Below are 25003 nucleotides of genomic sequence, written 5' to 3' on the forward strand. Positions count from 1 at the left end.
CCGCCAACGCCAACCCGCGGCCCCGGCGCCACGCGCGGCGTTCGCGGGAGTCCGAAGGGGCTCGCGAGGCACTTCTCCATCATCGAGCATAGGTACCTGGGACTAGTCCGGATGGTCCCTCCATGACCCAGATGGGTGGTTCCTGCCCCCGGCTGGTCAAGAGATGGCAAACCGAGGGTCACCTCGCCGCCGGACTCGGTTAGCGTTTCACCATGACCTCGGAACGCCCCGCCGGTGGAGAGCTCACCGACGACGCCCTCCAGGACGAGATCGAACTCGTCGGAGAGCTCGTCGTCGCCGCCTCTGCCAGTGAGCGTGCGCTCACGGACGACGAGATCGACGAGGCGCTCGGCATCAAGGCCGGGGGCCCGGTCCGGCGCGAGGAAGGCTCCCCGAGCCTGGTCCGGCGCGAGCAGGACGCCTGACCCGTCGTCCCGGTACCTCGTCAGGGTGTGCTCAGGGAGCCCCCGGGTGGGCGCGCGGTGAACACCAGGTTGCGAAAAGACGCCGCAGTGCCCGTAGCATCGTCCACGGCCATCCCCCTTGCATGACCGGAGAGAACCGTGGGCTTTCGCCTCACCCCCCAGGAGAACAGCTTCTACGACCTGTTCGCCAAGTCTGCCTCGCACCTCGTGGAAGGCTCGCGTGAGCTGACCACCGTCCTCGGTGTCGACGAGGCCGAGCGCGAGGTCGTCGCGGCTCGCATGCGCGAGATCGAGCACAACGCCGACGAGGCGACACACGCGATCATCCGTAAGGTCAACAGCTCGTTCATCACGCCGTTCGACCGTGAGGACATCCACGGTCTGGCGTCGGCGCTCGACGACTGCATGGACCTCATGGACGCCGCGGTCGACCTGATCGTGCTCTACCGCGTGGGCGACCTCCCTGCAGGCGTCTCCGACCAGGTCGAGGTGCTGGCGCGGATGTCCGAGCTCACCGCCGAGGCGATGCCCCGACTGCGGTCGATGCAGGACCTCAGCGAGTACTGGATCGAGATCAACCGACTCGAGAACCAGGCCGACCAGATCTACCGCCGACTGCTCGCAGGACTGTTCAACCTCGACTTCGGCGCCGACGCGATCACCATCATGAAGCTGAAGGAGGTCATCGAGGAGCTCGAGGCCGCTGCTGACGCGTTCGAGAAGGTCGCGCACAAGGTCGAGAGCATCGCGGTCAAGGAGTCCTGAGTCCTCCCATGGATTGGCTCCCTGTCGGAATCGTCATCGCCCTGGCGATGGGGTTCAACTACACGAACGGCTTCCACGACGCCGCCAACGCGATCGCGACCTCGGTCTCGACCCGCGCCCTGACGCCGCGAGTCGCGCTGGCCATGGCCGCCGTCGCCAACCTCGTCGGTGCGTTCTTCGGCACCAAGGTCGCCAAGACCATCGGTTCCGGCGTCATCGACGCGCCCAACGGCAGCGTCGGCCTGATGATCTGCGGCGCCGGCCTCGTCGGTGCCATCGGCTGGAACCTGCTGACCTGGTGGTACGGCCTGCCCTCGTCCTCGTCGCACGCCCTCATCGGCGGTCTCGGTGGCGCAGCCCTGGCCGCCTCGGCCGGGGTCCACTGGGCCAGCGTCCTCGAGAAGATCATCATCCCGATGGTGGCCTCGCCGATCGTCGGGGTGCTCGTCGGCTACCTCGTCATGACCTCGATCCTGTGGATCTTCCGCAACGCCCACCCGGGTAGGGTCTCGCGCGGCTTCCGCTACGCCCAGACCGCGTCCGCCGCGGCCATGGCGTTCGGCCACGGCCTGCAGGACGCGGCCAAGACCGCCGGTGTGGTCGTGCTCGCGCTGACGGTCGGCGGCTACCACGAAGCCGGTGACGACTCGATCCCCTTGTGGGTCCTGGTCCTGTCCGCGATCGTCATCTCCCTCGGCACGTATGCCGGTGGGTGGCGGATCATGCGTACGCTCGGCCGCCGCATCATCCACCTCGACCCGCCCCAGGGGTTCGCTGCCGAGACGACGGCCGCCGCCATCCTCTATGTCGCCGGTCTCGCGTTCGGTGCGCCCATCTCGACGACGCACACGATCACCTCGGCGATCATGGGCGTCGGCGCCACCAAGCGGCTGTCCGCCGTCCGGTGGGGGGTGGCCGGCAACATCGTGGGTGCGTGGGTCCTGACCTTCCCCGGCGCCGGCATCGTCGCCGCCGTCTCCTTCTGGATCGTCAACCTCGTCGTCTGACGCGCCACCGCTCCCCGACTTGGTGCCGGTGAGGCGCAACACTCCGGCGAAATCGCCATGTCGTTGCGTCTCAGCGGCACGAAGTGGGGAAGGTGTGAGGGCCGTTACCGGTCGTCCACAGGGGCGCCACTCAGGGTGAGCCGTCCACAGAGGTGGCCACGCGGCATACCGGCGGGGGTCGCAGGGCAGCGATGCTGCCCGCATGCCGCGGCGGACAGAACCCGAGGTGTGGCGACGGCTCCCGCAGCCCTTCCTGGCGCCCGAGGCCGCCGCCGCCGGACTCACCAGCCGCGCCCTCCGGGGGGCCACCAACCGCGGCGACCTCCGCTGCCTGGCTGAGGGTCTGTATGCAGTGGTGCCCGACTGGCTGGAGGCCTCCGAGGCCCAGCGTCATCGGGCGACGTGCCGCGCAGCCCTCCTTGCCACTCCCGGTTGCGCGGTCGGCCACGTGTCCGCGGCAACCGTGCTCGGCCTGCCGACGCCCGCCGGACCCCTCGGTCCGGTGCGCCTGGTTGCGCTGGACGGACAGCTGCGCACCGGGCCACGCGGGGGATGGCGTGTCGTGCTTCACGGCTCCCTCGAGGCAGGCGAGTGGGAGGTCCGGGACGAGCTCGTCGTCACGACACCCGGGAGGACGGTCGCCGACTGCCTGCGCACGATGCGGCTCACCGACGGTCTGGCGGTGGCGGACCAGGCGCTGCGGTGCGAGCTCACGACGACCGGCGAGCTGGTGGACATGCGCAGGCGAATGCGCCGCTGGCCGGGAGTCCTCAAGCTGCGGACCGCCATCGGGCTCGTGGACCACCGGCGCGAGTCGTGGCTGGAGTCGGCGTCAGTCGCCGCAGCACACCTGCGTGGACTGGGCCGTCCGCTCAGCCAGGTGTGGATCCACACCCTCGACGGGCGTCTGGTGGGTCGTGTCGACTTCCTGTGGCCGGCGCTGGGGGTGATCGGGGAGGCCGACGGTCTGGGCAAGTACCGCGGGGACTTCGACGATGCAGGCGGCGGGCCCGACGCGGTGGCTCGGCGGGTCCTGGCCGAGCGTGACCGGGAGCGCGCGCTCGAGGCGCTGGGATTCGGTGTGGCACGGTGGGGTGTGGCCGACCTGCGCCACGGTGGCCTCGGTCTGGCGCGCAGCGTCGATGCGGCGGCGCGTCGGTCGCGGCTCGGCCGGATTCGCTGCCTGTGGCGTCAGGACCTGGCGGACCCCATGCGAGAGTGGCCTCCTCCGCCCTCCACTCCTCCCACTTAGTGCCGCTGAGGCGCAACGTTGCCCCGGATTCGGGCCATCGTTGCGCCTCAGCGGCATTAAGTCGGGGTTGGATCGGGTGGGGTGGGGGTCAGCCGAAGCGGCCGGAGATGTAGTCCTCGGTCGCCTTGATGCTGGGGTTGCTGAAGATCTTCTGGGTGTTGTCGACCTCGACCAGCTTGCCCGGCTTGCCCGTCGCCGCGAGGTTGAAGAACGCCGTCTGGTCGGAGACCCGCGCGGCCTGCTGCATGTTGTGGGTGACGATGACGATCGTGTACTGGCTCTTCAGCTCGGCGATCAGGTCCTCGATCGCGAGGGTCGAGATCGGGTCGAGGGCCGAGCACGGCTCGTCCATCAGCAGCACCTGCGGCTCGACGGCGATCGCCCGGGCGATGCACAGCCGCTGCTGCTGGCCACCGGACAGCCCTGCGCCGGGCTTCGACAGCCGGTCCTTGACCTCGGTCCACAGGTTCGCGCCGTTCAGCGACTTCTCGACGACCTCGTCCAGCTTGGCCTTGCCGCGTACTCCGTTGAGCCGCAGGCCGGCCGCGACGTTGTCATAGATGGACATCGTCGGGAACGGGTTGGGGCGCTGGAACACCATGCCGACCGTCCGGCGCACGGCGACGGGGTCGACGCCCGAGGCGTACAGGTCCTGGTCGTCGAGCATGACCTTGCCCTCGACGCGCCCCCCTGGGATCACCTCGTGCATGCGGTTCAGGGTGCGCAGGAAGGTCGACTTCCCGCAGCCGGACGGTCCGATGAACGCCGTCACCGAGCGCGGTTCCACCGTCATGGTGACGCCTTCGACGGCCTTGAACGAGCCGTAGTAGACGTTCAGGTCACTGACGTCGATTCGCTTGGCCATGGTGTGTGCTTTCGTCCTTCGAGGTGTTGTATGCCGGTGGGCCGGCAACGGGGGCAGGTGCAGTGTGGGAGGGCTACTTCTTGACCGAGCCGAAGCGGGCGACGAACCGCCCGGCGAGGTTGAGCAGCAGCACCAGCAGGATCAGGGTCAGCGCCGCTGCCCAGACGCGGTCGATGGCCGGCTGGAGGTTCTCGGTGCGGTCCTGGTTGATCATCGTCGGTAGCGTCGGCATCAGCCCGCTGAACAGGTCGGTGGCGATGGTCTTGGTGTACGGCCCGAGGATCAGCAGGGGGGCGGTCTCACCCATCACCCGCGCCATACCGAGCAGGACCCCGGTCACGATCCCCGAGAACGCAGTGGGGAGCACGACCTTCATGATCGTCTTCCACTTCGGGACGCCGAGAGCGTAGGACGCCTCGCGGAGCTCGTTCGGGACGAGCTTGAGCATCTCCTCGGTGGAGCGCACGACCACGGGGATCATGAGCAGCACGAGGGCGAGGCAGACGGCGAAGCCCACGCGCTTGAAGTCGAACGTCGCCACCCACAGGGCGAAGACGAACAGGCCGGCCACGATCGACGGCACGCCGGTGAGGATGTCGACCATGAACGAGACCGTCTTGGCGAGGCGTCCCCGCCCGTACTCCACGAGGTAGACCGCCGTCATCACGCCGATCGGCACCGAGATCACCGCGGTGGTGACGCCCTGGATGAGCGTGCCCTGGATGGCGTGCACGGCGCCGCCACCCTCGCGACGCGCGGTGATGCCCTTCTGGGAGTTCGTCCACCAGTCCGCCTCGAGGAGCAGGTGACCACCCTTGCTGACGACGGTCCACAGGATCCAGAGCAGGGGGACGAGAGCCAGCAGGAAGGCCCCCCACATGACGACCCTGGCGAGCAGGTCCTTGACCTCGCGCCCTCGGGCGGGGTGGCCCAGGGCCGGCGGGGGTCCGCCTGCGGCGACGGGCGGAGTGGGCGCGGCGCGGTCGGTGACGACGTCGGTGCTCATTCGGTGAACGCCTTCCTGCGCTCGATCACGATGCGCGCGATCGCGTTGACGATGAAGGTGAGGACGAACAGCACCAGGCCGGCGGCGATGAAAGCCCCGGTCTTGGAGGGTGAGTCGAACTCACCGGCGTTGTTGGCGATCCGCGAGGCGAAGGTCTCGCCGCCGTTGAGCAGCGACCAGGTCCAGCCGGTGCCGGAGGCGAGGGTCGACAGGATGATGGTGACGGCGATGGTCTCGCCGAGGGCGCGGCCGAGGGCGAGCATCGCGGCCGAGATGACCCCCGCCTGGCCGAACGGCAGGACGGCGGTGCGGATCATCTCCCACTTCGTCGCGCCGAGCGCGAGGGCGCCCTCCTTGTGCGTCACCGGCGTCTGCGCGAAGACCTCGCGCGACAGCGCGGTGACGATGGGCAGCACCATGATCGCGAGCACGATGCCGACGAACAGGATCGTGCTGCCGCCGCTGATCCTGGCGTCGGAGAAGAGCGGGAACCAGCCGAGCTTGTCCCTGAGGAAGTCCTGGACCGGCTCGAAGACCGGGCCGAAGGTCCGCAGTCCCCACAGGCCGTAGACGATCGACGGCACGGCGGCGAGCAGGTCGACCAGGTTGGCGGCCGGGCGCGACAGCCAGGTGGGGGCGTACTGGGTGATGAACAGCGCCACGGCGACCCCGACAGGCACCGCGATGATCATGGCGATCGTCGAGGCGGCGACCGTGGTCCACAACAGCTCGACGATGCCGAACCGCAGGTCGTTCGAGTTGTCGACCGACCACTCGCGCGACGTCAGGAAGTTCACCTTGTCGTCGGCGATCGCCGGGATCGCCTGGACGAGCAGGAAGGCACCCACGAGCGACACCAGCGCGATGACGAGGATGCCGGCGCCGCGCGCCGCCCCGCCGAAGAGTCGGTCGCCGAGCCGTCCGGTGCCGGCGCCGTCGCCGGTCAGCGAGGGTCGGCCGTCCGGGCCGGGCAGCTCGTCAGCGATCGATACGCCGGTCACGGAGCTCACGGTGCGCCTTTCGGTGCGGGGTCAGGGGTGGGGTTAGCGGTGGGGTCAGGACGAGTGTGCAGGAGTGTGGCGGAAAACGCCGGAGCCGGGGGGCTGGGTGGAACCAGCCCCCCGGCACACCGGGTCGGTCAGGTGAGGCTCGATCAGGACAGGGCGGTGATGGCCGCGTCGACCTTGGTGCGGACCTCGTCGGGCAGCGGCGCGTAGCCGATGCTCTCGAGGGACTTCTGGGTGTCGGCCGAGGCGAAGTGCTTCAGGAAGGCCTTGGTGAAGGCGGCCTTCTCGGCGTCCTTGGACTTCGAGCAGACGATCTCGTAGGTGACCAGCAGGATCGGGTAGGCCCCGGCCTCCTTGGTCGTGTAGTCCAGCTTGAGGCGCAGGTCGTTGCCCTCGCCCGCAGGCTTGGCGGCGGCGACGGCCTTGCCGACGGCCTCGCCGGTCAGCTCGACCGGGCCAGCACCGTTGTCGATCTGGGCGATCCCCAGGTCGTTGTCCTTGGCGTAGGACCACTCGGCGTAGGTGATGCCACCCTCGGTCGCCTTGACGGCGCCGGCCACACCAGCGGACTTCTCCTTGCCCTCACCCTTGCCGAGCCACTTCTTGCCGGGCTCGGTGGTCCAGCCGGCCGGGGCAGCGGCCTTGAGGTACTTGGTGAAGTTCTCCGTCGTGCCCGACTCGTCGGAGCGGAAGAAGACCTTGATCGGCTCGGAGGGCAGGGTCGCGCCCGAGTTGAGCTTGGCGATCGACGGGTCGTTCCACGTGGTGACCTTGCCGGCGAAGATGTTCGCCGCGACCTCGGGGGTCAGGACGAGCTTGTCGACGCCCTTGACGTTGTACGAGATCGCGATCGGGCCGGTGACCATCGGCAGGTTCCAGGCAGGCGAGCCGCAGGCGGTCTCGGCGTCCTTGGCCTCGACCTTGCCGTCCTTCTCCTCGGTCTTGAGCGCCGAGTCGGAGCCGGCGAAGTCGACCTGACCCGCGATGAACTGCTTGATGCCCGCACCCGAACCGGTGGGGTTGTAGTTGACGGTGGTGCCGGCGCACTCGTCCTGGAACGAGGCGATGACCTCCTCGATGGCGTTCTTCTGGGCCGACGAGCCCTCGCCGTTGAGCGTGCCGCCCTTGGGGCAGTCATTGGCGGCCGAGGAGGAGCTGCTCGAGCCCGACGCGCTGCTGCCGGAACCGGTGTTGTCGTCGGATCCACACGCGGTGAGCGCGAGGGATCCGATCAGGGCGACGCTGGCCAGCTGGCCGAGACGCTGGATCTTCACGGTGTTCAAACCTCTCCACAGGGGAAAACAGGGGGCGGGCGGTAATGCCCGACGCTGCGAAGGTAAGGAGGGCGAGTGACGCAGCGGCCCGTCGCCGGTGAACGCAGGGTGAACACGAGCCAGACATTGGAGGACGGGCGACCGTCCCCCGTGGGACCGCCGCGTGAACGAAAGGTCAGGCGCCGGTCAGCAGGGCCCGGCTGCGCTCAGGGGAGCAGGCGCTCCACCGCGACGACGCGGGCCTGTGCGCCAGTGCCTGCCAGGTGTGCAACGAGCGCCTCGCCCTTGGCCATCTTGGCCTCGGCGGCCTCGAGGAGGAGGTCGGCGGCTGCTGGCCCGGTGGGCTCGGTGGGGTCGACCAGGGCGTGCAGCTGGGCGAGCAGCCCGGGGACGAGCGGCCCGTGGCTGCACACGGCGGTCGGGGTGCCCCGCTCCACCATCCGCTCGAGGTGGCGTGCGGCCCGGGTGGGGTCGACGGCGTACCCCTCCTCGCTCAGCCCGTCCTTGGTGCGCATCGCGGAGCCGGTCGCGGCGGCATACGGGCGCAGGGTCTCGGTGCACCGCACCGAAGGTGAGCTGACGAGGCGACGGACGCCGTATGCCGCGAGCACCGGTGCGAGGGCTGCGGCCCTGCCGGCGCCGGCTGGGGTGAGCGGGCGCAGCTGGTCGTCGCCGGACCACGAGCCGCGGCCCACGGCGTGCGCGTGGCGCACGAGGACGAGGGGCCAGGTGGTGAGGGTGCCGGAGTTGTCGGCGCGCACGACGGCCCGCAGCTGGTCACGGTCGCGCGCGTAGTCGAGCAGATCCGAGGCGGTGACGACGTCGAGCCAGCGCACCTCGTCGACCTCGTTGCGCAGCGCGCCGGCCGGGGTGCTCGCCTCGGCCGCCCAGTAGCGGACCTCCTTGGTGCCGGGCACACCCTGGGCGTCGAGCACGGTGTACTCGGCGCCGGGGAGCGGCCGACCGAGGTGCACCGCGAGCGACGTCTCCTCCTCGGTCTCGCGCACGGCAGCCACCGGCCACTGCTCACCGGGATCGAGCTTCCCCTTGGCCCACGACCAGTCGTCGTACTTGGGCCGGTGCACCAGCGCCACCTCGAGCTGGCCGCGACGCCGCCGCCACGGGATGGTCCCCGCAGCAGGGATCGGCGCGCTCACCGCCGGCGGGCCTTGCGGCGGCGCTTGCCGTACATCTCGATGAGGGTCGACTGCAGGTCGGGCAGCGGCTCGCCGTCAGGGGTCGCGCTCACCCTGGTCCACCGGCCGTCGCCACCGAGCCTCCAGTGCGCGAAGTCCCCGCTCATGCCACGGGCCAGCAGGGCAGCTAGGTCGGCGACGTGGCGGGGGTCCGCGATGCGCAGCAACGCCTCGACCCGGCGGTCGAGGTTGCGGTGCATCATGTCGGCGCTGCCGATGTAGACCTCAGGTTCGCCGCCGCCCCCGAAGAGGAAGACGCGCGAGTGCTCGAGGAAACGGCCGAGGACCGAGTGGATCCGGATGTTCTCCGACAGACCGTCGACCCCGGGCCGCAGGGCGCAGATGCCCCGCACCCAGATGTCGACCTGCACCCCCGCCTGCGAGGCCTGGTACAGCGCGTCGATGAGCTGCTCGTCCACGATCGAGTTCACCTTGAGCTGCACGAGGCCGCCTCGCCCCGCCTCGGCGTGGTCGATCTCGGCGTCGATGCGGTCCAGCAGGCCGCTGCGGACCGAACGTGGCGCGACGAGCAGCCGCTTGAACTTGCTGCGAGGCGCGTACCCGGACAGCTGGTTGAACAGCCGGGCGAGGTCCTCGCCCACCTGGGGGTCCGAGGTGAGCAGCCCGAAGTCCTCGTAGAGCCGCGCCGTCTTGCCGTTGTAGTTGCCGGTGCCGATGTGGCAATAGCGGCGCAGTCCGCCGTCCTGCTCCTGGCGCACCACCATGCAGAGCTTGGCATGCGTCTTGAGGCCGACGATGCCGTAGACGACGTGGACCCCGGCGTGCTCGAGCTTGCGGGCCCACGAGATGTTGTTCTGTTCGTCGAACCTGGCCTTGATCTCGACGATCGCGAGGACCTGCTTGCCGGCCTCGGCCGCGTCGATGAGGGCGTCGATGATCGGGGAGTCGCCGCTCGTGCGATAGAGCGTCTGTTTGATCGCCAGCACGTGCGGGTCGGCTGCGGCCTGCTCGATGAAGCTCTGGACCGACGTCGAGAACGAGTCGTACGGGTGGTGGAGCAGCACGTCCTTGTCGCGGACCACGGCCAGCAGGTCGGCCGCCTTGGCGGTCTCGGCCGGGGCGAGGTCGGGGTGCGACTGGCCGCGGAACGGCTCGTAGCGCAGGTCCGACCGCTCGAGGTCCGCAACGAGGTTGAGGCCACGCAGGTCCAGCGGCGCCGGCAGGCGGTAGACCTCGCTCTCGCTGACCCCGAGCTCGCGCACGAGCATGTCGAGCACGTGGTCGTCCATCAGCTCGTCGACCTCGAGGCGCACCGGCGGGCCGAACCGGCGTCGCGTGAGCTCCTTCTCCAGGGCGGTCAGGAGGTTCTCGGCGTCGTCCTCCTCGACCTCGAGGTCCTCGTTGCGCGTGACGCGGAAGGTGAAGTGCTCGCGCACCTCCATACCGGGGAAGAGCATGTCGAGGTGGGCGGCGATGACGTCCTCGAGCGGGACGAACCGGGTCCGGAACAGATCGGCGGTGCTCGGCTCGCCGGCCTCTGGGTCGATGTGCAGCAGCCGCGGCAGCAGCGGCGGCACCTTGACCCTCGCGAAGTGCTCCTTGCCGGTCTTGGGGTTGACGAGCAGGACCGCAAGGTTGAGTGAGAGCCCCGAGATGTAGGGGAACGGGTGCGCCGGGTCGACGGCCAGCGGGGTCAGCACCGGGAAGACGCGCTCGGCGAAGTGGTCGGTCTGCGCCGCCCGCTCGGCGTCGCTGAGCTCGTCCCAGCGGACGACCGAGATGCCCTCGTCCTCGAGGGCCGGCTGGACCTTCTCCTTGTAGACCGCCGACTGCATGGTCTGCAGCTCGTGGGCCACGAGCGAGATCTGCTCCAGCACCTCGCGCGGCTCCAGGCCCGACGCGGAACGCACGGCCAGGCCGGTGGCGATGCGGCGCTTGAGCCCGGCGACGCGGACCATGAAGAACTCGTCGAGGTTGGAGGTGAAGATCGCGAGGAACCGGGCCCGCTCGAGCAGCGGCACCGACTCGTCAGCCGCCAGCTGGAGCACCCGCTCGTTGAACTGCAGCCAGGAGATCTCGCGGTCGAGGAAGCGGTCGGCCGGCAGGCCGGTGTCGTCCGGGGTTCCGGGGGAGTGCACGACCCGCATGAACCGGCCGTTGGAGCCGCGCGGCTGGGCGCTCGCGATCGACACCTCCGCGGCGACCTCCTCGAGCGGGTCGACGGTGTCGTTCGAGGAGAGGTCCGCGTCGTCGGTGCGGGTGGTGACACTCATGTCGTCATCCTGACAGTGCTTGGTGAACGCTGCGCGAATACATCACATCCACCATGATGCTGCCGAACCCCAGTCCCGTGTAGGTCCGTATCGCGGCGGTGTTGTCACCGTCGACGTACAACACCACCTCGGGCAGCCCCAGGGCGGCGAGGTGCGCGAGCCCGAGGGCCGTGACGGGGCGGCCGAGCCCGCGTCCCTGGTATGCCGGGTGCACGCCGACCACGTAGACCTCACCGGCGGTGCGGTCGGGGTCGAGGGTCGAGCGCTGCTGCGGGTCGACCTTGGTCCAGTGGAAGGCGGCGACCTCGTCGGGCCGGCCGTCGGCGGTCACCAGGATCAGCCCCGCCGGGTCGAACCAGGGCTGCGCCATCCGCTCCTGCAGGTCGGCGAGGGTCAGCCGACCCTGCTCGGGGTGGTGGGCGAACGCGGCGGCGTTGGTCGCGAGCCACGCGTGCTCGTCCCTGCCGACCTCGAACGCGCGCGCGCTGAACCCAGCCGGCAGCGCCACCGCTGACCGCTGCTCGTCGTCGGGCCCCAGCGGCCTGGTCATCTTGTGCAGCTCGCGACCCACCTGCAGGCCGGCCGACGCGGCCAGCGCCCGGGCCGCGGCGAGGTCGCCGTGGGCCCACACCCGGACGCCGGGGGCACGCTCCAGCACTGCGCCCAGCAGGAGGCGACCGGTGCCCTGGCGGCGGTGGTCAGGATCCACCACGAGCTCGGCACTGGCGGCCTCCGGGTCGTCCGGGTCGCCCACCTGGGCGTACCCCCGCAGGCCGCCGGACGCGGCATACCCGAGCAGGTGGGTGACCCGACCCGGACCGGCGGCGAGGCCCAGCAGGGACTGCTCCGACAGCGGGCGCACGCCGTCGGCGGCGGACGCGCGATCCTGCAGGTCAGCGACCTGCCGGCGCTGGTCGTCGGTCAAGGCATCGGCAGTGTGCAGATCAGGTGAAGACACGGAATGCATTGCACCATGCATCTTCCCTATCGGGGGGTCTGCGGTTAGCGTGCTCAGGTCCGGCTACCGCCGGTTCCTTCTTCGCACAAGGACGCACACATGACCTCTCTCCACACTCGACGCGTCACCAGCGTCGTGGCCGTGGCAGCCATGGCCGCCACAGGTCTGGCTCTCACGAGCGGCACCTCCGGAGCCGCCAAGAACGGGCCGACCATCGACATCCAGCTGCTGTCGTTCAACGACTTCCACGGCAACCTCGAGCCCCCGGCTGGGTCCTCGGGCCGGATCATCACCTCGGACACCTACACCGAGGTGCCCTCGACCAACCCGAACACGGGGGTGACGACGTACGCGGCCACGCCGCAGACGGTCAACGCAGGTGGTGTGGAGTACCTCGCCGGGCACCTGAAGGCACTGCGCCAGGGCCACCCGTACACCGCGACCGTCGCGGCCGGTGACATCGTCGGCGCGTCCCCGCTGCTGTCCGCCGCCTTCCACGACGAGCCGACCATCGAGGCCATGAACAGCCTGGGTCTCGACGTCACGGCCGTGGGCAACCACGAGTTCGACGAGGGCTACAAGGAGCTCCAGCGGCTGGCCAACGGCGGCTGCCTCCCCGACGGGGCCGGCGCGGCCAACCAGGACTCGTGCCCCGGCGGCAAGAGCTTCTCGGGTGCGAACTTCCCGATCCTCGCCGCCAACGTGCGCGTCAAGGCCACCGGGCAGACGATCCTGCCGGCCACGTGGGTCAAGAACTTCAAGGGCGCCAAGGTCGGCTTCATCGGCATGACCCTCAAGGACACCCCGAACATCGTCACGGCCTCCGGCATCGAGGGGCTCGAGTTCACCGACGAGGTGCAGACGGCCAACGCGCTCGTGCCGCAGCTCGAGGCGCAGGGCGTCAAGGCGATCGTCGTGCTGATCCACCAGGGTGGCGTGCCGGCGCGCACGGCGACCTACCCGGGCGGCCCGCACACCAACCCCGCCACGGGGCTGGAGAACAAGTTCGACTCCGCCTGTCCGACCGGCACGACCACCGGGCTCAACATCCCCGCGAGCCCGATCGTCCCGATCGCCCAGCAGCTGTCGCCGCAGATCGACATGATCGTCAGCGGCCACACCCACACGCCGTACGTGTGCAGCATCCCGGACCCGGCCGGTCAGCCCCGCCTGGTGACCTCGGCCTCGTCGTTCGGGCGCCTCATCACCGAGACCAACCTGACCTTCGACCGGCGCACGCAGGACATCGTCCGGGCCTCGGTGGCCGGCAGCAACCTCATCGTGACGCGCGACGCGGCGCTCAAGGACGCGGCCCAGACGAAGATCATCGGCGACTACAAGACCCTGATCGCGCCCATCGCGAGCAAGGTCCTCGGCACCATCAGCGGCGACATCACGACGTCGTCCAACGCCGGTGGCGAGTCGAAGCTCGGCGACCTCATCGCCGACGGGCAGCTCGCTGACCCGTCCACCACCACCGGTGGGGTCCCGCCGGTGATCGCCTTCATGAACCCGGGCGGCATCCGCACCAACCTCACCTACTCGAACTCCCCGTGGGGTGAGGCACCCGGTGCGGTGACGTTCGACGAGGCCTTCCAGGTGCAGCCGTTCAACAACTACCTGGTCTCGATGACCCTCACCGGGGCCCAGATCAAGGAGATCCTGCGCGAGCAGTGGGGTGGCGGCACCAAGACGTCACCGAACACCACGGCCCGTCCGGTCATCCTCCAGGTGTCGAACGGATTCACCTACAGCTACAGCGACGCCTCCGGGAGCCGCGTGCTGGGACCGGTGCTGCTGAACGGCACCGAGATCAGTGACACCGCGAGCTACCGGATCGTGACGAACAACTTCGTCTCGGACGGTGGCGACGGCCTCCCCGGCTTCCGGGACGGCTCCGGCAAGTTCTTCGGTGGCCTGGACATCGACGCCTTCGCCAACTACCTGCAGGCGCACTCGCCGTACAGCCCGTTCGCGGGCACCCGGATCACCAAGAACTGACCCGGCAGCACGGCATACCAGTGACGACGGCGCCCCTCCCGGACACGGGAGGGGCGCCGTCGCGTGCAGGCGTCTGGCCCAACCTCTGCTAGCAGGGGTTGGTGAAATCCGGACAGCATGCAGCCTGTCCGGATTCCGGCAAGCCCTGCTAGCAGAGGTTGGAGCAACAGGGCGACGCGGCTCAGGCGTCGACGGCCGCGTCCTCGGCCGGCACGAAGCGGTAGCCCACGTTGCGGACGGTGCCGATCAGCACCTCGTGCTCGGACCCGAGCTTGGCGCGCAGGCGGCGGATGTGGACGTCGACGGTGCGCGTGCCGCCGTAGTAGTCGTAGCCCCAGACCTCCTGCAGCAGCTGGGCGCGGGTGAAGACGCGGCCCGGGTGCTGGGCGAGGTACTTCAGCAGCTCGAACTCCTTGTAGGTGAGGTCGAGCAGGCGCCCGCGCACGCGAGCGGAGTACGTCGCCTCGTCGATGGTCACGTCACCGGAGGTGATCTGGACGTCCTCGGGCTCGGAGTCGTCCTGGAGGCGGCCCGCGGCCAGTCGCAGCCGCGCCTCGACCTCGGCGGGCCCCGCGGACTCGAGCAGTGCCTCGTCGACACCCCACTCCGCGGTGAGACCGGCCAGGCCGCCCTCGGTGAGGATGGCGATGAGCGGGACGGACATCCCCGAGACGCGCAGCACGCGACACAGCGAGCGGGCGACCGCGAGGTCGCGGCGGGCGTCGAGCAGGACGGCGTCGCAGGCCGGCGCGTCGACGAGCGCAGTCGGCTCGGCCGGCAGGATGCGCACGTGGTGCGAGAGCAGGCCCAGTGCTGGGAGCACCTCGGCGCTGGGCGCCAGGGCGTTGGTCAGCAGCAGCAGACGGGCCATGCCTACGAAGGATACGGTGCAGGAGTCGGTGGGGTCCGCGCAGACGCATGGTGAGACCGTTGTCTCACCCAGGGACGCGTCCCACCCAGGGACGAGTCCCGCCACGAGACCACACCACAGGAGGAGAGGTATGCCGGGAGGCCAGCTCGCAGGGTCGGTCACCGTGCGCTACTGGGCCGGCGCGCGCGCCGCCGCCGGTGTCGACGAGGACCAGGTGTCGGGCTGCCCGGACGTGGGTGCGGCCCTGGCGGCTGTGACGACCCTGCGCCCCGCCCTCGCGGCGGTGGTCGGCGCGTGCACCCTGCTGCTCGACGGCCGGGCCGTGTCTCTCACGGCGGCGCTGGGGGAGGACGCGGTCCTCGAGGTCCTGCCACCCTTCGCGGGCGGGTGATGGGAGGATGCCCGCTGTGTCCGACGTCCCCGAGCCGCTGCCGAACCCCGCAGTCCCGCTGACCCGGCGCCAGCGCAGGGCACAGCACACCCCGGCCGTGCTGCCGCGACGTGCGCTCATGCCCCGGCCGCTGACCATCGCGGCGACCGTCGCGTTCGCCTCGCTCGTCGCCCTCACCGGCTATGCCAGCCCGTCGTTCGTCGCCCTGGCCGTGGCCCTCGGCGGCCTGGTCCTCGCGTGGGGGTGGCCAGTGCTGCTCAGCCTGCCCAGCCCACGTGGCTCGTCGGCCGTGCTCGCGGGCGGCACGGTGCTGATGGCGGCCTCCGTGATCCTCACCCGTGACGACCCGTTCCTGCGGTGGCTGCCGGCCGCCATGGCCGTCGCGGTGGTCCTCGCCTTCCTGCACCAGCTGATGCGGCGTGACGGCCGACCCCGGCTCACCGAGTCGGTCGCGGCCACCGTCGCCGGGCTCGCAGTGGTCTCCTCTGGCGTCTCGCTCGCCCCACTGCCGCACGTCAACCAGGGCGAGCACGCCCTCGCCGCCGCCATGGCCGGACTCGGCGTGAGCGTGCTGGCCGACCCGCTCATCGGCCTGGCCCGGTTCCGGCAGTGGGCGCTGTTCGTGGCCATGCTCCTCGGTGGCGGCGCCGCGCTCACGGTCTCGCTGCTCGCGGACAACCCCCGGCCCGGGCCGGCGGCCCTGCTGGGGCTCCTGGCGGCGGCTGTGGCCCACGCTGCCCGCCGGGTCATGGTGGTGCTGCCGGCAGCTGCGGCGCCGCGAGCCCAACTGGCCATCGCGGCGGCCGCGAGCCTGCTCAGTGGCGTGCTGACCTATGTGGTCGTGCGCTACTTCGTGGCCTGAGGGGTGGCGTGTCGGCCGCGGCCGGTCAGTAGACGAGAGCCTTCGCCCCCGGGGCCATGACCTCCTCGACGAAGGCTGCGGCACCCCGGATCGTGGTCCCCGGCACGAGGTCGGCCTCGGTGAGGTCGCGCCGTGCGGCGCACTGGCCGCACACGGTGAGCCGTCCCTCGGCGAGGGCGGCGTCGCGCAGCTCGGCCAGCGGGGCGGCATACGGCAGCTCGAAGTCCTCGGCCCGGCCGGGCACGGCGACCCACGTGGCCTCGCCGGTCAACCACACGCTCACGTCGACACCGCTGGCCAGTGCGGTGGTCGCGACGGTGAGGGCCTGGTTGAGGCGTTCGGGGGCCTCGACCCCACACGTGACCTTGACGACGAGCAGAGCGCGCGGATCCGACATGCGACACAGGCTACGATCTGGCCCGTGCACACGTTCTTCATCTCCCTGTTGGTCGCGACCGCCGTCACGGTGAGCTGGTTCGCCGGCTTCGTGGTCTACCGCCTGGTCAAGACCCCGCGCTGATGGTGTTCCACCTCGACACGGACCTGCCGCGTGAGCTCGCGCCCCTGGCCTGGCTGATCGGCCGCTGGGAGGGCGCGGGTGTCGTCGGCTACCCCACCATCGAGTCGGCGAACTTCGGCCAGGAGGTCGAGGTGACCCATGACGGGCGCCCGTTCCTCGAGTGGCACAGCCGCACCTGGCTGCTCGACGACGCAGGTGCCAAGGTGCGCCCGCTCGCGACCGAGCTGGGTTTCTGGCGGCCGGTCGAGGGCGGCGAGGTCGAGTTCCTGCTGACGCACCCGACGGGCATCGTCGAGCTCTACTTCGGCACCGCCGAGCCGGCCAAGATCGCGCTGCGCACGGACGGGGTCCTGCGCAGCCCGCACGCCAAGGAGTACAACGCGGCGACCCGGCTCTACGGCCTGGTCAACTCCAACCTGATGTGGGCCATGGACATGGCCGCCGTGGGCAAGCCCCTGCAGAGCCACGTCTCCGCCGAGCTCAAGCGCGTCGGCTGAGGCGGGCATGTCGACACCAGCACGGATCCTCACGGTCTGCACGGGCAACATCTGCCGCTCGCCGTTCCTCGAGCGCGCCCTCCAGGCCGAGCTCGACACCTCGTGGGGGCCCGGGCAGGTGGTCGTGTCCAGCGGGGGCACCGGCGCCCTGGCTGGTCACGGCATGGAGGACCAGGCCCGAGCCCTGATGGAGGGCCGGGGGTACTCCGCCGACGGCTTCGAGGCGCGCCACCTCACCGCGGCGATGGTGGCCGACGCCGACCTGGTCCTCACGGCCACCCGCGCCCACCGGGGCAAGGTCGCGATGCTGCACCCCCGCGCCCTGCGCTACGTCTTCGCCTTCCGCGAGTTCGCCGACCTGCTCGAGGGCGTCCCGGCTGACGACCTGCGCGCCGACGGTCGCACCGCCGCCGAGCACGTCGCCGCGGTCGTCGCCCTGGCAGCCTCCCAACGTGGCACCCGCCCGCCGTTGTCCGACGGGGAGGCCGACATCGTCGACCCCTACCGCCAGGACGCCTCGGTGTTCGCGGCCATGACAGAACAGATCCTGGGCTCCCTGCCCACGATCGCCACAGCCCTCGGGAGGTCCTGATGGGTCAGTTCGGCGAACGCGCCGGTGTGGTGGCCCTCGTCGGGTTCCTCGCCGTCGACGTCCTGCTGGTCGGGTTCGCGATCAACAGCACCCGTCAACCCGTGGCCGCCGGCGGGACGACTGTCACGTCCAGCCCCGTGACCACCCCCAAGCCGTCAGCCTCGTCGTCCACGACCACCAAGGCCCCCGCCGTCAAGGTCGTGCCCCTGATCGTCGGGCTTGTCCCGGTCGACGGCCAGACCGCACTGCGGTTCAGCACCGGCACCTGCAAGGTCGGCGGCGCGGAGCTCGAGCTCACCGGCAACGGTGGCAAGACGTGGGGTCCGAAGGCCGCCCCGTTCGACGTCATCTCGCGCCTGCGGGTCAGGCCCAACGGCTCCGCGTTCGTCGTGGGTGGCAACACCTCCACCAACTGTGCAGCCTCGATCCGCCAGGCCGACGCGGTCGGCGCCGACTTCGGTGACGCCTCCGTGGTCAGCGACGCCTGGTACCGCGACCTGCGGTCGCCGTCGTCGCTCGGCGTGCCCGCGGGCGGGTCGAAGAAGCCGTGTGGGGGCCCGACGGTCGTGGACCTCGCCGTCAAGGGCACCGAGGCGGTCGTGCTGTGCGGCGATGGACGCCTACGGACCAGCGAGACCGGATCCAACTGGGCAGACAGCAGCAAGGTTGCCGGAGCCCTCGCGATCGGCCTGGGCTCGGGTGACAAGGTCCTCGCGGTCGTCCCGGGAGTTGGCGACTGCGAGGGGCTGGCGGTCGTCGACGCCGCGAAGGCCGGTTCGGCGATCGGCTGCGTGGCGATGGACCTGCCGGATGTCGAGCCCGGCACCGTCGCGCTTGCCCTTGCCGGCGACGCGGCGTGGCTCCGGGTCGGCGACGAGACCTACCGCGCCGGGTCGGCGCTCAAGGACTGGAAGAAGAGCTGAGCCCTCAGGGGGTGTGGGTGGCGTCCGCGTAGGTCGCCATCGCGTCGTCCTGCAGGGCCTCGCCGAGGTCGCGCATCCCCTGCTCGTCGACCAAGTCGATGGACGCGCCCGCGGGTGACGTGCCGTAACCCGTGAACGGGGCCGTGACGAAGCTGATGTCCTTGCCCCGCAAGGAGCGCATCGAGATGGCCTCCTTGCGCATCTGCGAGACGGTGAACGCCTCGTCCACCGTGAGGTTGGACGTCCCGGCGTCCACGAACTGGGCGAGTCGCACCGGGTTCGTCAACGTCTGCTTGCTCAGTGACTTCAGCATCAGCGCCTTGATGAAGGCCTGCTGCCGACGGCCACGGGAGATGTCGCCCTCGCTGAGCTGATGACGCTCACGCACGAACGCGAGCGCCTCCGCCCCGCCCATCTGCTGGAAACCCTTGGTGAAGGTGTAACCCCCGCCGCTGCTGCTCTCCTCGACGTAGACGTTGACGCCACCGACGGCGTCGGTCATCCGCTTGAAGCCCTCGAAGCCGACGATCGCGACGTGGTCGACGGGGACCCCGACGAGGTCCTGCATCGTCTGCACGAGCAGGGGTGCACCGCCGTACGCGTAGGCGGCGTTGATCTTGTCCTTGCCGTGACCCGGGACCGACACGTAGAGGTCGCGCGGGAAGTGGACCAGGTTGACGGTCTTGCGGTCGCCGGCGATGTGCATGAGGACGATGACGTCCGACCGGGCGCCGGCCAGGCCAGCGCGCGCGTCGGACCCGATGATGAGGATGTTCTGGGCCTGCTTGGCAGCTGGCTTCTTCGTGGGTGCGGGGGTTGCCCCGCTGACTCCCGGGGTCGGCAGCAGCGACTTGCGCTGGACGTTGGAGCTCACCGTGTGGTTGAGGAACAGCAGGTATGCGGCGGCGCCGCCGATGGTGACCAGGAGCACCAGGGTGAGCAGCACCACCAGGGTGCGCTTCAGGCGCGAACGGCGCCGTGGGGTCGGCTCGGTCGAGGTCTCGTCGAAGGTCTCCAGCACCCGGTCAGTGTAGAGAGCCGAGCAGGGTGGTGTGGCCAGAGCCCTAGAGTGGACACCGTGCAGGACGTCGGCGACCAGCTCCGGGCGCAGGGACGGCGCATGACCCCGCAGCGCCAGCGAGTGCTCGATGCCGTGGTGCGGCTGGGGCACGCGACACCCGACGACGTGGTCGAGCAGGTAGCCGGCGACGGAGGGGCGGCACTGGCCACCTCCACCGTCTACCGCGCCCTGGAGGCCCTCGAGTCACTCGGCATCGTCGGCCACACCCACCTCGACCACCGCGCGCCCAGCTACCACCTCGCCGACCACGCCGACCACATCCACCTCGTCTGCCGCAGCTGCGGGCGCATCGAGGAGTGCCGTACCGAGCTGGCCGAGGGCTTCGTGGGGAATGTTCTCGCCTCCTCGGGCTTTGTTGCTGACGTGACACACATGGCGATCCACGGGCGGTGCAGCGCATGCGCGACCTCCTGACCGAGCACGACGCCACCGACGCGCCACTGCGCGGCCCGGTGTCCGTGCTGCTCAGCCGTCCCGGAGCAGTCGAGGGCGACGGCCCCGACGCGGGGGTGGCCGCGCACTACGGCGACCCGCTGCGCGAGCAGCGCCTGCTCACCGAGGGCCTCGCCGTCGTCGACCTGTCGCACCGTGGCGTCGTCACGGTCACGGGCGTCGACCGCCTCTCGTGGCTGCACTCGATCACGAGCCAGCACCTCACCGGTCTCCCTGCCAGGCAGTCCCGTGAGGCCCTGGTGCTCACGCCCAAGGGCCACGTCGAGCACGTCCTGCACCTCGTCGACGACGGCACGACGGCCTGGATCACCACCGAGCCCGGTCAGGCCGGCGCGCTCACGTCCTGGCTCGACTCTATGCGGTTCATGCTCCGCGTCGAGGTCGCCGACGTCTCGGCCCAGTGGGCCGTCCTCGGCGAGCCGCTCAGCGCGGAGTCCCAGACCGGCGAGCCGCTCGCCTGGCGCGACCCCTGGCCGGGGCTGGTGGGCGACACCGCGGCATACGGCCCCGTCGAGGGGCACCCGGCCGCCGACTGGGCCTGGCGCGAGGTCCTGGTGCCCCGGGCCGACGTGGCGGACGTGGTCGGCGACCGCGACCTGGCCGGCACGTGGGCCAGCGAGGCGCTGCGAGTCGCTGCGTGGCGCCCGCGGCTGGGCTTCGAGACCGACCACCGCACGATCGCCCACGAGGTCGACTGGCTGCGCACCGCCGTGCACCTGCACAAGGGCTGCTATCGCGGTCAGGAGACCATCGCCCGGGTGCACAACCTCGGACGCCCGCCTCGCCGGCTGGTCTTCCTACACCTCGACGGGTCAGGTCACACGTTGCCCGAGCGCGGGGCCGAGGTCTTCGCCGACGGGGAGCGGCCCGTAGGGCTGCTGACCTCGGTGGCTCGACACCACGAGCTCGGGCCGATCGGGCTGGCCCTCGTCAAGCGCAACGTGCCCGTCGACACGGTGCTCACGGTGGGCGGGGTCAGCGCCAGCCAGGAGGTCGTGGTCGCGCCCTGAGCGTCACCACGACCTGACGCGCCCGCGACCTGAGCGCCGCGGGCGGATCGAGACTGCCGGGCCCCGGGGGCTCAGCTCAGACCGACGCCGCCTGGGCGGCCTTGCGCTCGCGGGAGCGCTCCTTGCGGCTGCGGTCCGGGGACAGTGGCGCGTAACCGTCGCGGTAGTAGTAGCTCTCGGCGTTCGCGCCACGCGTCGGGATGCGGTTGACCACGATCCCGAGGACGTTGCCGTTGACGGCCTTGATCGACTGGAGCGCGCGGCTCAGCTGCTCCTTGGTGACCACGCCGCACCCGGCGACGACCACGGTGCCGCCGGTGAGGGTGCTCAGCACCGTCGCGTCCGTCACGGGGAGCACCGGCGGCGCGTCGATGATGACGTAGTCGAACATCTCCTCGAGCTGGCGCAGCGTGCGCTGCATCGTCTCGGAGCCCAGCAGCTCGCTGGGGTTCGGCGGGATCTGGCCGGCGCCGAGCACCTGGATGCCGGTGTCGCCGAACGGCTGCAGCACGTCGAGCAGGTCGGCCTGGCCGATGAGGACGTTGGTGAGGCCCACGGACCCCTCCATGCCCATGTAGCGCAGCAGCCGCGGCCGGCGCAGGKCGGCCTCGATGACGCAGACGCGGGCACCTGCGGCTGCCATGCTGATCGCGAGGTTGGCCGTGGTCGTCGTCTTGCCCTCGGCGGGGAGCGAGGACGTGAAGACGATCGAGCGGGGGTGGTTGGCGGCGTCGACGAACTGCAGGTTGGTGCGCAGCGAACGGAAGGCCTCGGCCCGCGGCCCGTGGGGGTCGGACTGGACGATCAGCGGGTGCTTCGAGCTCTCGGCGTCGTACGTGATGCCGCCGATCACGGTCTCTTCGGTGGCGTCCTTGACGTCGCGCTCGCTCTTGATCGACGTGTCGAACGCGTCGCGCAGGAGGGCCGCGCCCAGGCCCACCAGCAGGCCGAGCACGATCCCGAGGCCGACGTTGCGCACCGGGTTGGGGCTCACGGGGGTGCTGGGCACCGACGGGGGCCGCACGACCGAGACCTTGACCAGACTCGGTGAGGAGTCGGACACCCGCTCGAGCTCGAGGATGCTGCTCGAGAACTGCTTGCCGACGGCCGCGGCAATGCTGGCGGCCCGGGCCGGGTCGCGGTCGGTCACCAGCACGTCGATGAGGACGGTGTCCAGGGGGACGTTCGCGGTGATCCTTGCGCCGAGCGCGTCAGCCGTCGTGTTCAGGCCGAGGTCCTTGATGACCGGGTCCAGCACGGTGGGTGTGCTGATGAGGTCGGCGTAGGACTTCACGCGCTGCTGCGTGAAGGCGTTGCCCTGCAGCAGCTGGGCCGAGTCGGACCCGCCGGCCGTCGACACGAACAGCTGGGTCCTGGCCTGGTAGGACTTCGGGGACCACAGCGTGAGCAGGGCTGCAACGGCCACGAGAGCCAGCGTCACGGCGACGATCGTGCGCCACCGCTTGCGCACCACCCGGTAGTAGTCGTGGAGGTCCACAGTCCTGCTTTCGCGTCTGACGGGCCCACGGAGGTGTGGCCCTGGTCGGCTCGGTTGCCCCGAGAGCGCCCACAGTCTCCCACAGAACCGCGCGCGCACCGGCTCCACGCCCTCGCCGGGACGTGCTCACGGGCTGCCATGATGGGCGCCATGGCCCCCACCTCCGGCACCCTCATCACCGTCGCTCCCACCGGTGCGGAGCTCGCCAAGAGCGACTTCCCGCAGCTCCCCACGACGCTCGAGGAGCTCGTCGAGACGGCCACCGCGTGCGAGGCCGCCGGGGCATCGATGATCCACCTGCACATCCGCGACGACGAGCACCAGCCGACCCTCGACGGCGGCTACCTCAAGGCTGCGGTCGACGCGCTGCGCGAGGCGACGTCGCTCGTGATCCAGCTCTCGACGGGTGGCTCCGTGCACGACCCGCTCGAGCAACGGCTCACGGTGCTCGACGCCGAGCCTGACTCGTGCAGCCTGACCTGCGGCACGACGAACTTCGGCGACGACGTGTTCCTCAACCCGTGGGGGTTCATGTCCGACCTGTACGTCCAGGCGCAGGAGCGGGAGGTCGTGCCCGAGTTCGAGCTGTTCGACCTCGGCCACGTCGCTGCCCTGGCCCGGCTCGTCGACACGCACGGCCTGCCCTTCGGGGGCAAGGTCCACGTCGACTTCGTGACCGGGGTGCCCGGGGGTATGCCGGGTACGCCCGCCGCCCTGCTGGCCGGTGTCGCCATGCTGCCGCCGCAGGTGACGTCGTGGTCGGCCACGGGCATCGGCCGGACCCACCTGCCGATCGCGGCCGCTGCGCTGTCGGCCGGCGGTCACCTGCGCGTGGGCATGGAGGACAACGTGGTCTTCGCCCGGGGTGTCCCGGTCGAGCACAACAGGCAGCTGGTCGAGCGAGTGGCGCAGCTGGCCGAGGTGATGCAGCGTCCGGCGATGTCGACCGACGACGCCCGCGCCCTGCTGGGCGTCAAGGACCGCCGCTGACGCCTCCTCCCGCACATCGTGCCGCTGCTTCCCCGCACGAAGTCAGGGGTGTGACTCGGTTCACGCTGTCTTGAGTTTGCATTGTGCTAACTAGAGCAAGCATGATGGGGGCATGAGCCGGATCCCGTTGGGCCCGCTGGGCGCAGACAGCCTGGGTGACTACCTGCGTGAGCAGCGTCAGTCCGCCAAGCTGTCGCTGCGGCAGCTGTCCGAGCTGGCCGGCATCTCGAACCCTTACCTCTCGCAGATCGAGCGCGGCTTGAAGAAGCCGAGCGCGGAGATCCTCCAGCAGCTCGCCAAGGGCCTCGAGGTCTCCGCCGAGTCGCTCTACGTGCGGGCAGGGATCCTCGACGAGCGCCACGGCCACGAGGCCCAGCCGCTCGACACCCGGGCCGTCATCGGCGCCGACCCGCAGCTCACCGCCCGCCAGAAGGCCGCCCTCCTCGACATCTACGACTCGTTCGTCGGTGCCGCAGAGCAGGCGCCCCGCAGGTCCAGGGCGCGGACGACCACGTCCGGCACCACGCGCAAGTCCACCCGAGCCACCACCCAAGGAGACTGACATGGCATTCGTTGCCGACATCCGCAAGACCGTCACCGACACCACCCCTGTGTTCGCCGCCGTCGGCCTGACCGACCTGGCCGTCGAGAAGGTCCGCGACGCCCGCGTCAAGGCCATCAGCGTGCGCGTCGACATCGAGCCCGCCAAGCTGCAGGCCAAGGCCGTCTCGCAGGCCAAGGAGCAGGCCAAGGTCGTCCGCACCCAGGCCGAGACCGTCGTCGAGCAGGCCCAGGAGCTCCCGGCCCTCGCCCTCAACCGCAGCCTCGAGCTGGCGGGCAAGGCGCAGGAGTCCTACGAGTCCTTCGCACTCCGCGGCGAGAAGCTCGTCAAGCGCGTCCGCACCCAGAAGTCCACCAAGGACCTGCTGGCCCAGGCCGAGGCGACCTTCGCCCTTGGCAAGGGTGCCGTGACCACCGTCCGCAAGTCGGCCACCGACATCCAGCGCTCGGCGAAGGCCACCCTGACCACCGGTCGCAAGGAGGCCGCTGCCGCGGTCGACACCATTGCCGGCTCGGTCGTCGAGGAGACCACCGAGGCGACCGCGACGGTCAAGAGCTCGGCTGCCCGCACCCGCACCGCTGCCAAGCGCACCGCCACCACGACCAAGAAGTCGGCTGCCGCGACGAAGTCCGCCACCAAGGGTGCCGCGACCTCGGCCCGCAAGACCGCGACGGCCACCAAGAAGGCCACCGCCGTCACCGCCACGAAGGTCGGCGACTGACCTCACCCCCCAACGCGACGGCCCCCACCCGCAAACCGGGTG

At 70.6% G+C, this 25003-nt stretch carries 26 protein-coding genes; 15 read left to right on the plus strand and 11 right to left on the minus strand.

Annotation, left to right across the window (positions count from 1 at the left end; all coding sequences use genetic code 11):
- The first annotated feature begins 212 nt into the window (after positions 1–212).
- The 4 genes from AC1DV7_RS00825 (at position 213) to AC1DV7_RS00840 (ending at position 3449) form a co-directional block, all read left to right on the plus strand.
- Positions 213–425, plus strand: coding sequence for a hypothetical protein (locus AC1DV7_RS00825; protein WP_477593610.1), 213 nt, complete (start codon positions 213–215; stop codon positions 423–425).
- Between the two features lie 138 nt (positions 426–563).
- A complete protein-coding gene (locus AC1DV7_RS00830) occupies positions 564–1190 on the plus strand; it encodes a DUF47 domain-containing protein (RefSeq protein ID WP_477593612.1) in 627 nt (208 codons plus the stop codon).
- An 8-nt stretch (positions 1191–1198) separates the two neighbouring features.
- Positions 1199–2197: an inorganic phosphate transporter gene (locus tag AC1DV7_RS00835; protein ID WP_477593614.1), complete on the plus strand. Its 999-nt coding sequence runs from the start codon at positions 1199–1201 to the stop codon at positions 2195–2197.
- A 202-nt stretch (positions 2198–2399) separates the two neighbouring features.
- The gene (locus AC1DV7_RS00840; RefSeq protein WP_477593616.1) at positions 2400–3449 is read left to right on the plus strand and encodes a hypothetical protein; all 1050 of its coding nucleotides are present in this window, start codon (positions 2400–2402) and stop codon (positions 3447–3449) included.
- 88 nt (positions 3450–3537) lie between these two features.
- Here AC1DV7_RS00840 and pstB read toward each other — a convergent pair whose 3' ends face one another.
- The 7 genes from pstB to mshD form a co-directional block, all read right to left on the minus strand.
- On the minus strand, positions 3538–4314 hold the full coding sequence (pstB, locus tag AC1DV7_RS00845; protein ID WP_477593618.1) for a phosphate ABC transporter ATP-binding protein PstB: 777 nt from the start codon (positions 4312–4314) through the stop codon (positions 3538–3540).
- A 73-nt stretch (positions 4315–4387) separates the two neighbouring features.
- On the minus strand, positions 4388–5320 hold the full coding sequence (gene pstA / locus AC1DV7_RS00850) for a phosphate ABC transporter permease PstA (protein WP_477593620.1): 933 nt from the start codon (positions 5318–5320) through the stop codon (positions 4388–4390).
- Entirely contained in the window at positions 5317–6330 is a 1014-nt protein-coding gene (gene pstC / locus AC1DV7_RS00855) for a phosphate ABC transporter permease subunit PstC (RefSeq protein WP_477593622.1), read from the minus strand. The genes pstA and pstC overlap by 4 nt, the downstream gene beginning before the upstream one ends.
- 143 nt (positions 6331–6473) lie before the next feature.
- Positions 6474–7601, minus strand: a complete 1128-nt coding sequence (gene pstS / locus AC1DV7_RS00860; RefSeq protein WP_477593624.1) for a phosphate ABC transporter substrate-binding protein PstS — start codon at positions 7599–7601, stop codon at positions 6474–6476.
- A 206-nt stretch (positions 7602–7807) separates the two neighbouring features.
- Positions 7808–8758 carry an NUDIX hydrolase gene (locus tag AC1DV7_RS00865; protein WP_477593626.1) on the minus strand — a complete coding sequence of 317 codons (951 nt, stop codon included), beginning with the start codon at positions 8756–8758 and terminating at the stop codon, positions 7808–7810.
- The gene (locus AC1DV7_RS00870) at positions 8755–11031 is read right to left on the minus strand and encodes an RNA degradosome polyphosphate kinase (protein ID WP_477593628.1); all 2277 of its coding nucleotides are present in this window, start codon (positions 11029–11031) and stop codon (positions 8755–8757) included. The genes AC1DV7_RS00865 and AC1DV7_RS00870 overlap by 4 nt, the downstream gene beginning before the upstream one ends.
- A gap of 4 nt (positions 11032–11035) precedes the next feature.
- Positions 11036–11956: a mycothiol synthase gene (mshD, locus tag AC1DV7_RS00875; RefSeq protein WP_477593630.1), complete on the minus strand. Its 921-nt coding sequence runs from the start codon at positions 11954–11956 to the stop codon at positions 11036–11038.
- A 132-nt stretch (positions 11957–12088) separates the two neighbouring features.
- Between mshD and AC1DV7_RS00880 the strand changes: the two genes are divergently transcribed.
- Positions 12089–13990: a bifunctional metallophosphatase/5'-nucleotidase gene (locus tag AC1DV7_RS00880; protein ID WP_477593632.1), complete on the plus strand. Its 1902-nt coding sequence runs from the start codon at positions 12089–12091 to the stop codon at positions 13988–13990.
- A 181-nt stretch (positions 13991–14171) separates the two neighbouring features.
- On the opposite strand, the gene AC1DV7_RS00885 is transcribed toward AC1DV7_RS00880, so the two are convergent.
- Positions 14172–14861 (minus strand): response regulator transcription factor, encoded by a 690-nt coding sequence (locus AC1DV7_RS00885; protein ID WP_477593634.1) that lies wholly within the window; start codon positions 14859–14861, stop codon positions 14172–14174.
- A 130-nt stretch (positions 14862–14991) separates the two neighbouring features.
- Here AC1DV7_RS00885 and AC1DV7_RS00890 point away from each other — a divergent pair, with 130 nt between their 5' ends.
- Both AC1DV7_RS00890 and AC1DV7_RS00895 read left to right on the plus strand, forming a co-directional pair.
- Positions 14992–15252 carry a MoaD/ThiS family protein gene (locus AC1DV7_RS00890; protein WP_477593636.1) on the plus strand — a complete coding sequence of 87 codons (261 nt, stop codon included), beginning with the start codon at positions 14992–14994 and terminating at the stop codon, positions 15250–15252.
- A gap of 16 nt (positions 15253–15268) precedes the next feature.
- Entirely contained in the window at positions 15269–16114 is an 846-nt protein-coding gene (locus tag AC1DV7_RS00895) for a hypothetical protein (RefSeq protein WP_477593640.1), read from the plus strand.
- 25 nt (positions 16115–16139) lie between these two features.
- On the opposite strand, the gene AC1DV7_RS00900 is transcribed toward AC1DV7_RS00895, so the two are convergent.
- On the minus strand, positions 16140–16511 hold the full coding sequence (locus AC1DV7_RS00900; RefSeq protein WP_477593642.1) for a DsrE family protein: 372 nt from the start codon (positions 16509–16511) through the stop codon (positions 16140–16142).
- A 122-nt stretch (positions 16512–16633) separates the two neighbouring features.
- On the opposite strand from AC1DV7_RS00900, the gene AC1DV7_RS00905 reads away from it, so the two are divergent.
- Genes AC1DV7_RS00905 through AC1DV7_RS00915 form a run of 3 tightly spaced genes read left to right on the plus strand, consistent with a single transcriptional unit; the run spans position 16634 to position 18646 of the window.
- Positions 16634–17131: a heme-binding beta-barrel domain-containing protein gene (locus tag AC1DV7_RS00905; RefSeq protein WP_477593644.1), complete on the plus strand. Its 498-nt coding sequence runs from the start codon at positions 16634–16636 to the stop codon at positions 17129–17131.
- Between the two features lie 7 nt (positions 17132–17138).
- Positions 17139–17723 carry an arsenate reductase/protein-tyrosine-phosphatase family protein gene (locus AC1DV7_RS00910; RefSeq protein WP_477593646.1) on the plus strand — a complete coding sequence of 195 codons (585 nt, stop codon included), beginning with the start codon at positions 17139–17141 and terminating at the stop codon, positions 17721–17723.
- Complete coding sequence (locus AC1DV7_RS00915) at positions 17723–18646, plus strand: hypothetical protein (RefSeq protein ID WP_477593648.1); 924 nt, start codon at positions 17723–17725, stop codon at positions 18644–18646. The genes AC1DV7_RS00910 and AC1DV7_RS00915 overlap by 1 nt, the downstream gene beginning before the upstream one ends.
- Positions 18647–18650: 4 nt before the next feature.
- Here AC1DV7_RS00915 and AC1DV7_RS00920 read toward each other — a convergent pair whose 3' ends face one another.
- A complete protein-coding gene (locus tag AC1DV7_RS00920; RefSeq protein WP_477593650.1) occupies positions 18651–19667 on the minus strand; it encodes an LCP family protein in 1017 nt (338 codons plus the stop codon).
- A 57-nt stretch (positions 19668–19724) separates the two neighbouring features.
- On the opposite strand from AC1DV7_RS00920, the gene AC1DV7_RS00925 reads away from it, so the two are divergent.
- Complete coding sequence (locus AC1DV7_RS00925; RefSeq protein WP_477593652.1) at positions 19725–20141, plus strand: Fur family transcriptional regulator; 417 nt, start codon at positions 19725–19727, stop codon at positions 20139–20141.
- Positions 20126–21190: a CAF17-like 4Fe-4S cluster assembly/insertion protein YgfZ gene (gene ygfZ / locus AC1DV7_RS00930; RefSeq protein ID WP_477593654.1), complete on the plus strand. Its 1065-nt coding sequence runs from the start codon at positions 20126–20128 to the stop codon at positions 21188–21190. Before AC1DV7_RS00925 ends, ygfZ begins: the two co-directional genes overlap by 16 nt.
- Before the next feature lie 76 nt (positions 21191–21266).
- Here ygfZ and AC1DV7_RS00935 read toward each other — a convergent pair whose 3' ends face one another.
- A complete protein-coding gene (locus AC1DV7_RS00935; protein ID WP_477593656.1) occupies positions 21267–22688 on the minus strand; it encodes a tyrosine-protein kinase domain-containing protein in 1422 nt (473 codons plus the stop codon).
- A 150-nt stretch (positions 22689–22838) separates the two neighbouring features.
- Between AC1DV7_RS00935 and AC1DV7_RS00940 the strand changes: the two genes are divergently transcribed.
- From AC1DV7_RS00940 to AC1DV7_RS00950, 3 genes are all read left to right on the plus strand, one after another.
- Complete coding sequence (locus AC1DV7_RS00940; RefSeq protein ID WP_477593658.1) at positions 22839–23678, plus strand: beta-keto acid cleavage family enzyme; 840 nt, start codon at positions 22839–22841, stop codon at positions 23676–23678.
- A 112-nt stretch (positions 23679–23790) separates the two neighbouring features.
- Positions 23791–24240, plus strand: a complete 450-nt coding sequence (locus AC1DV7_RS00945) for a helix-turn-helix domain-containing protein (RefSeq protein ID WP_477593660.1) — start codon at positions 23791–23793, stop codon at positions 24238–24240.
- A 1-nt stretch (position 24241) separates the two neighbouring features.
- A complete protein-coding gene (locus AC1DV7_RS00950) occupies positions 24242–24961 on the plus strand; it encodes a hypothetical protein (RefSeq protein ID WP_477593662.1) in 720 nt (239 codons plus the stop codon).
- Positions 24962–25003: the final 42 nt, after the last annotated feature.

It is taken from the genome of Pedococcus sp. P2_E4 (assembly GCF_056403935.1).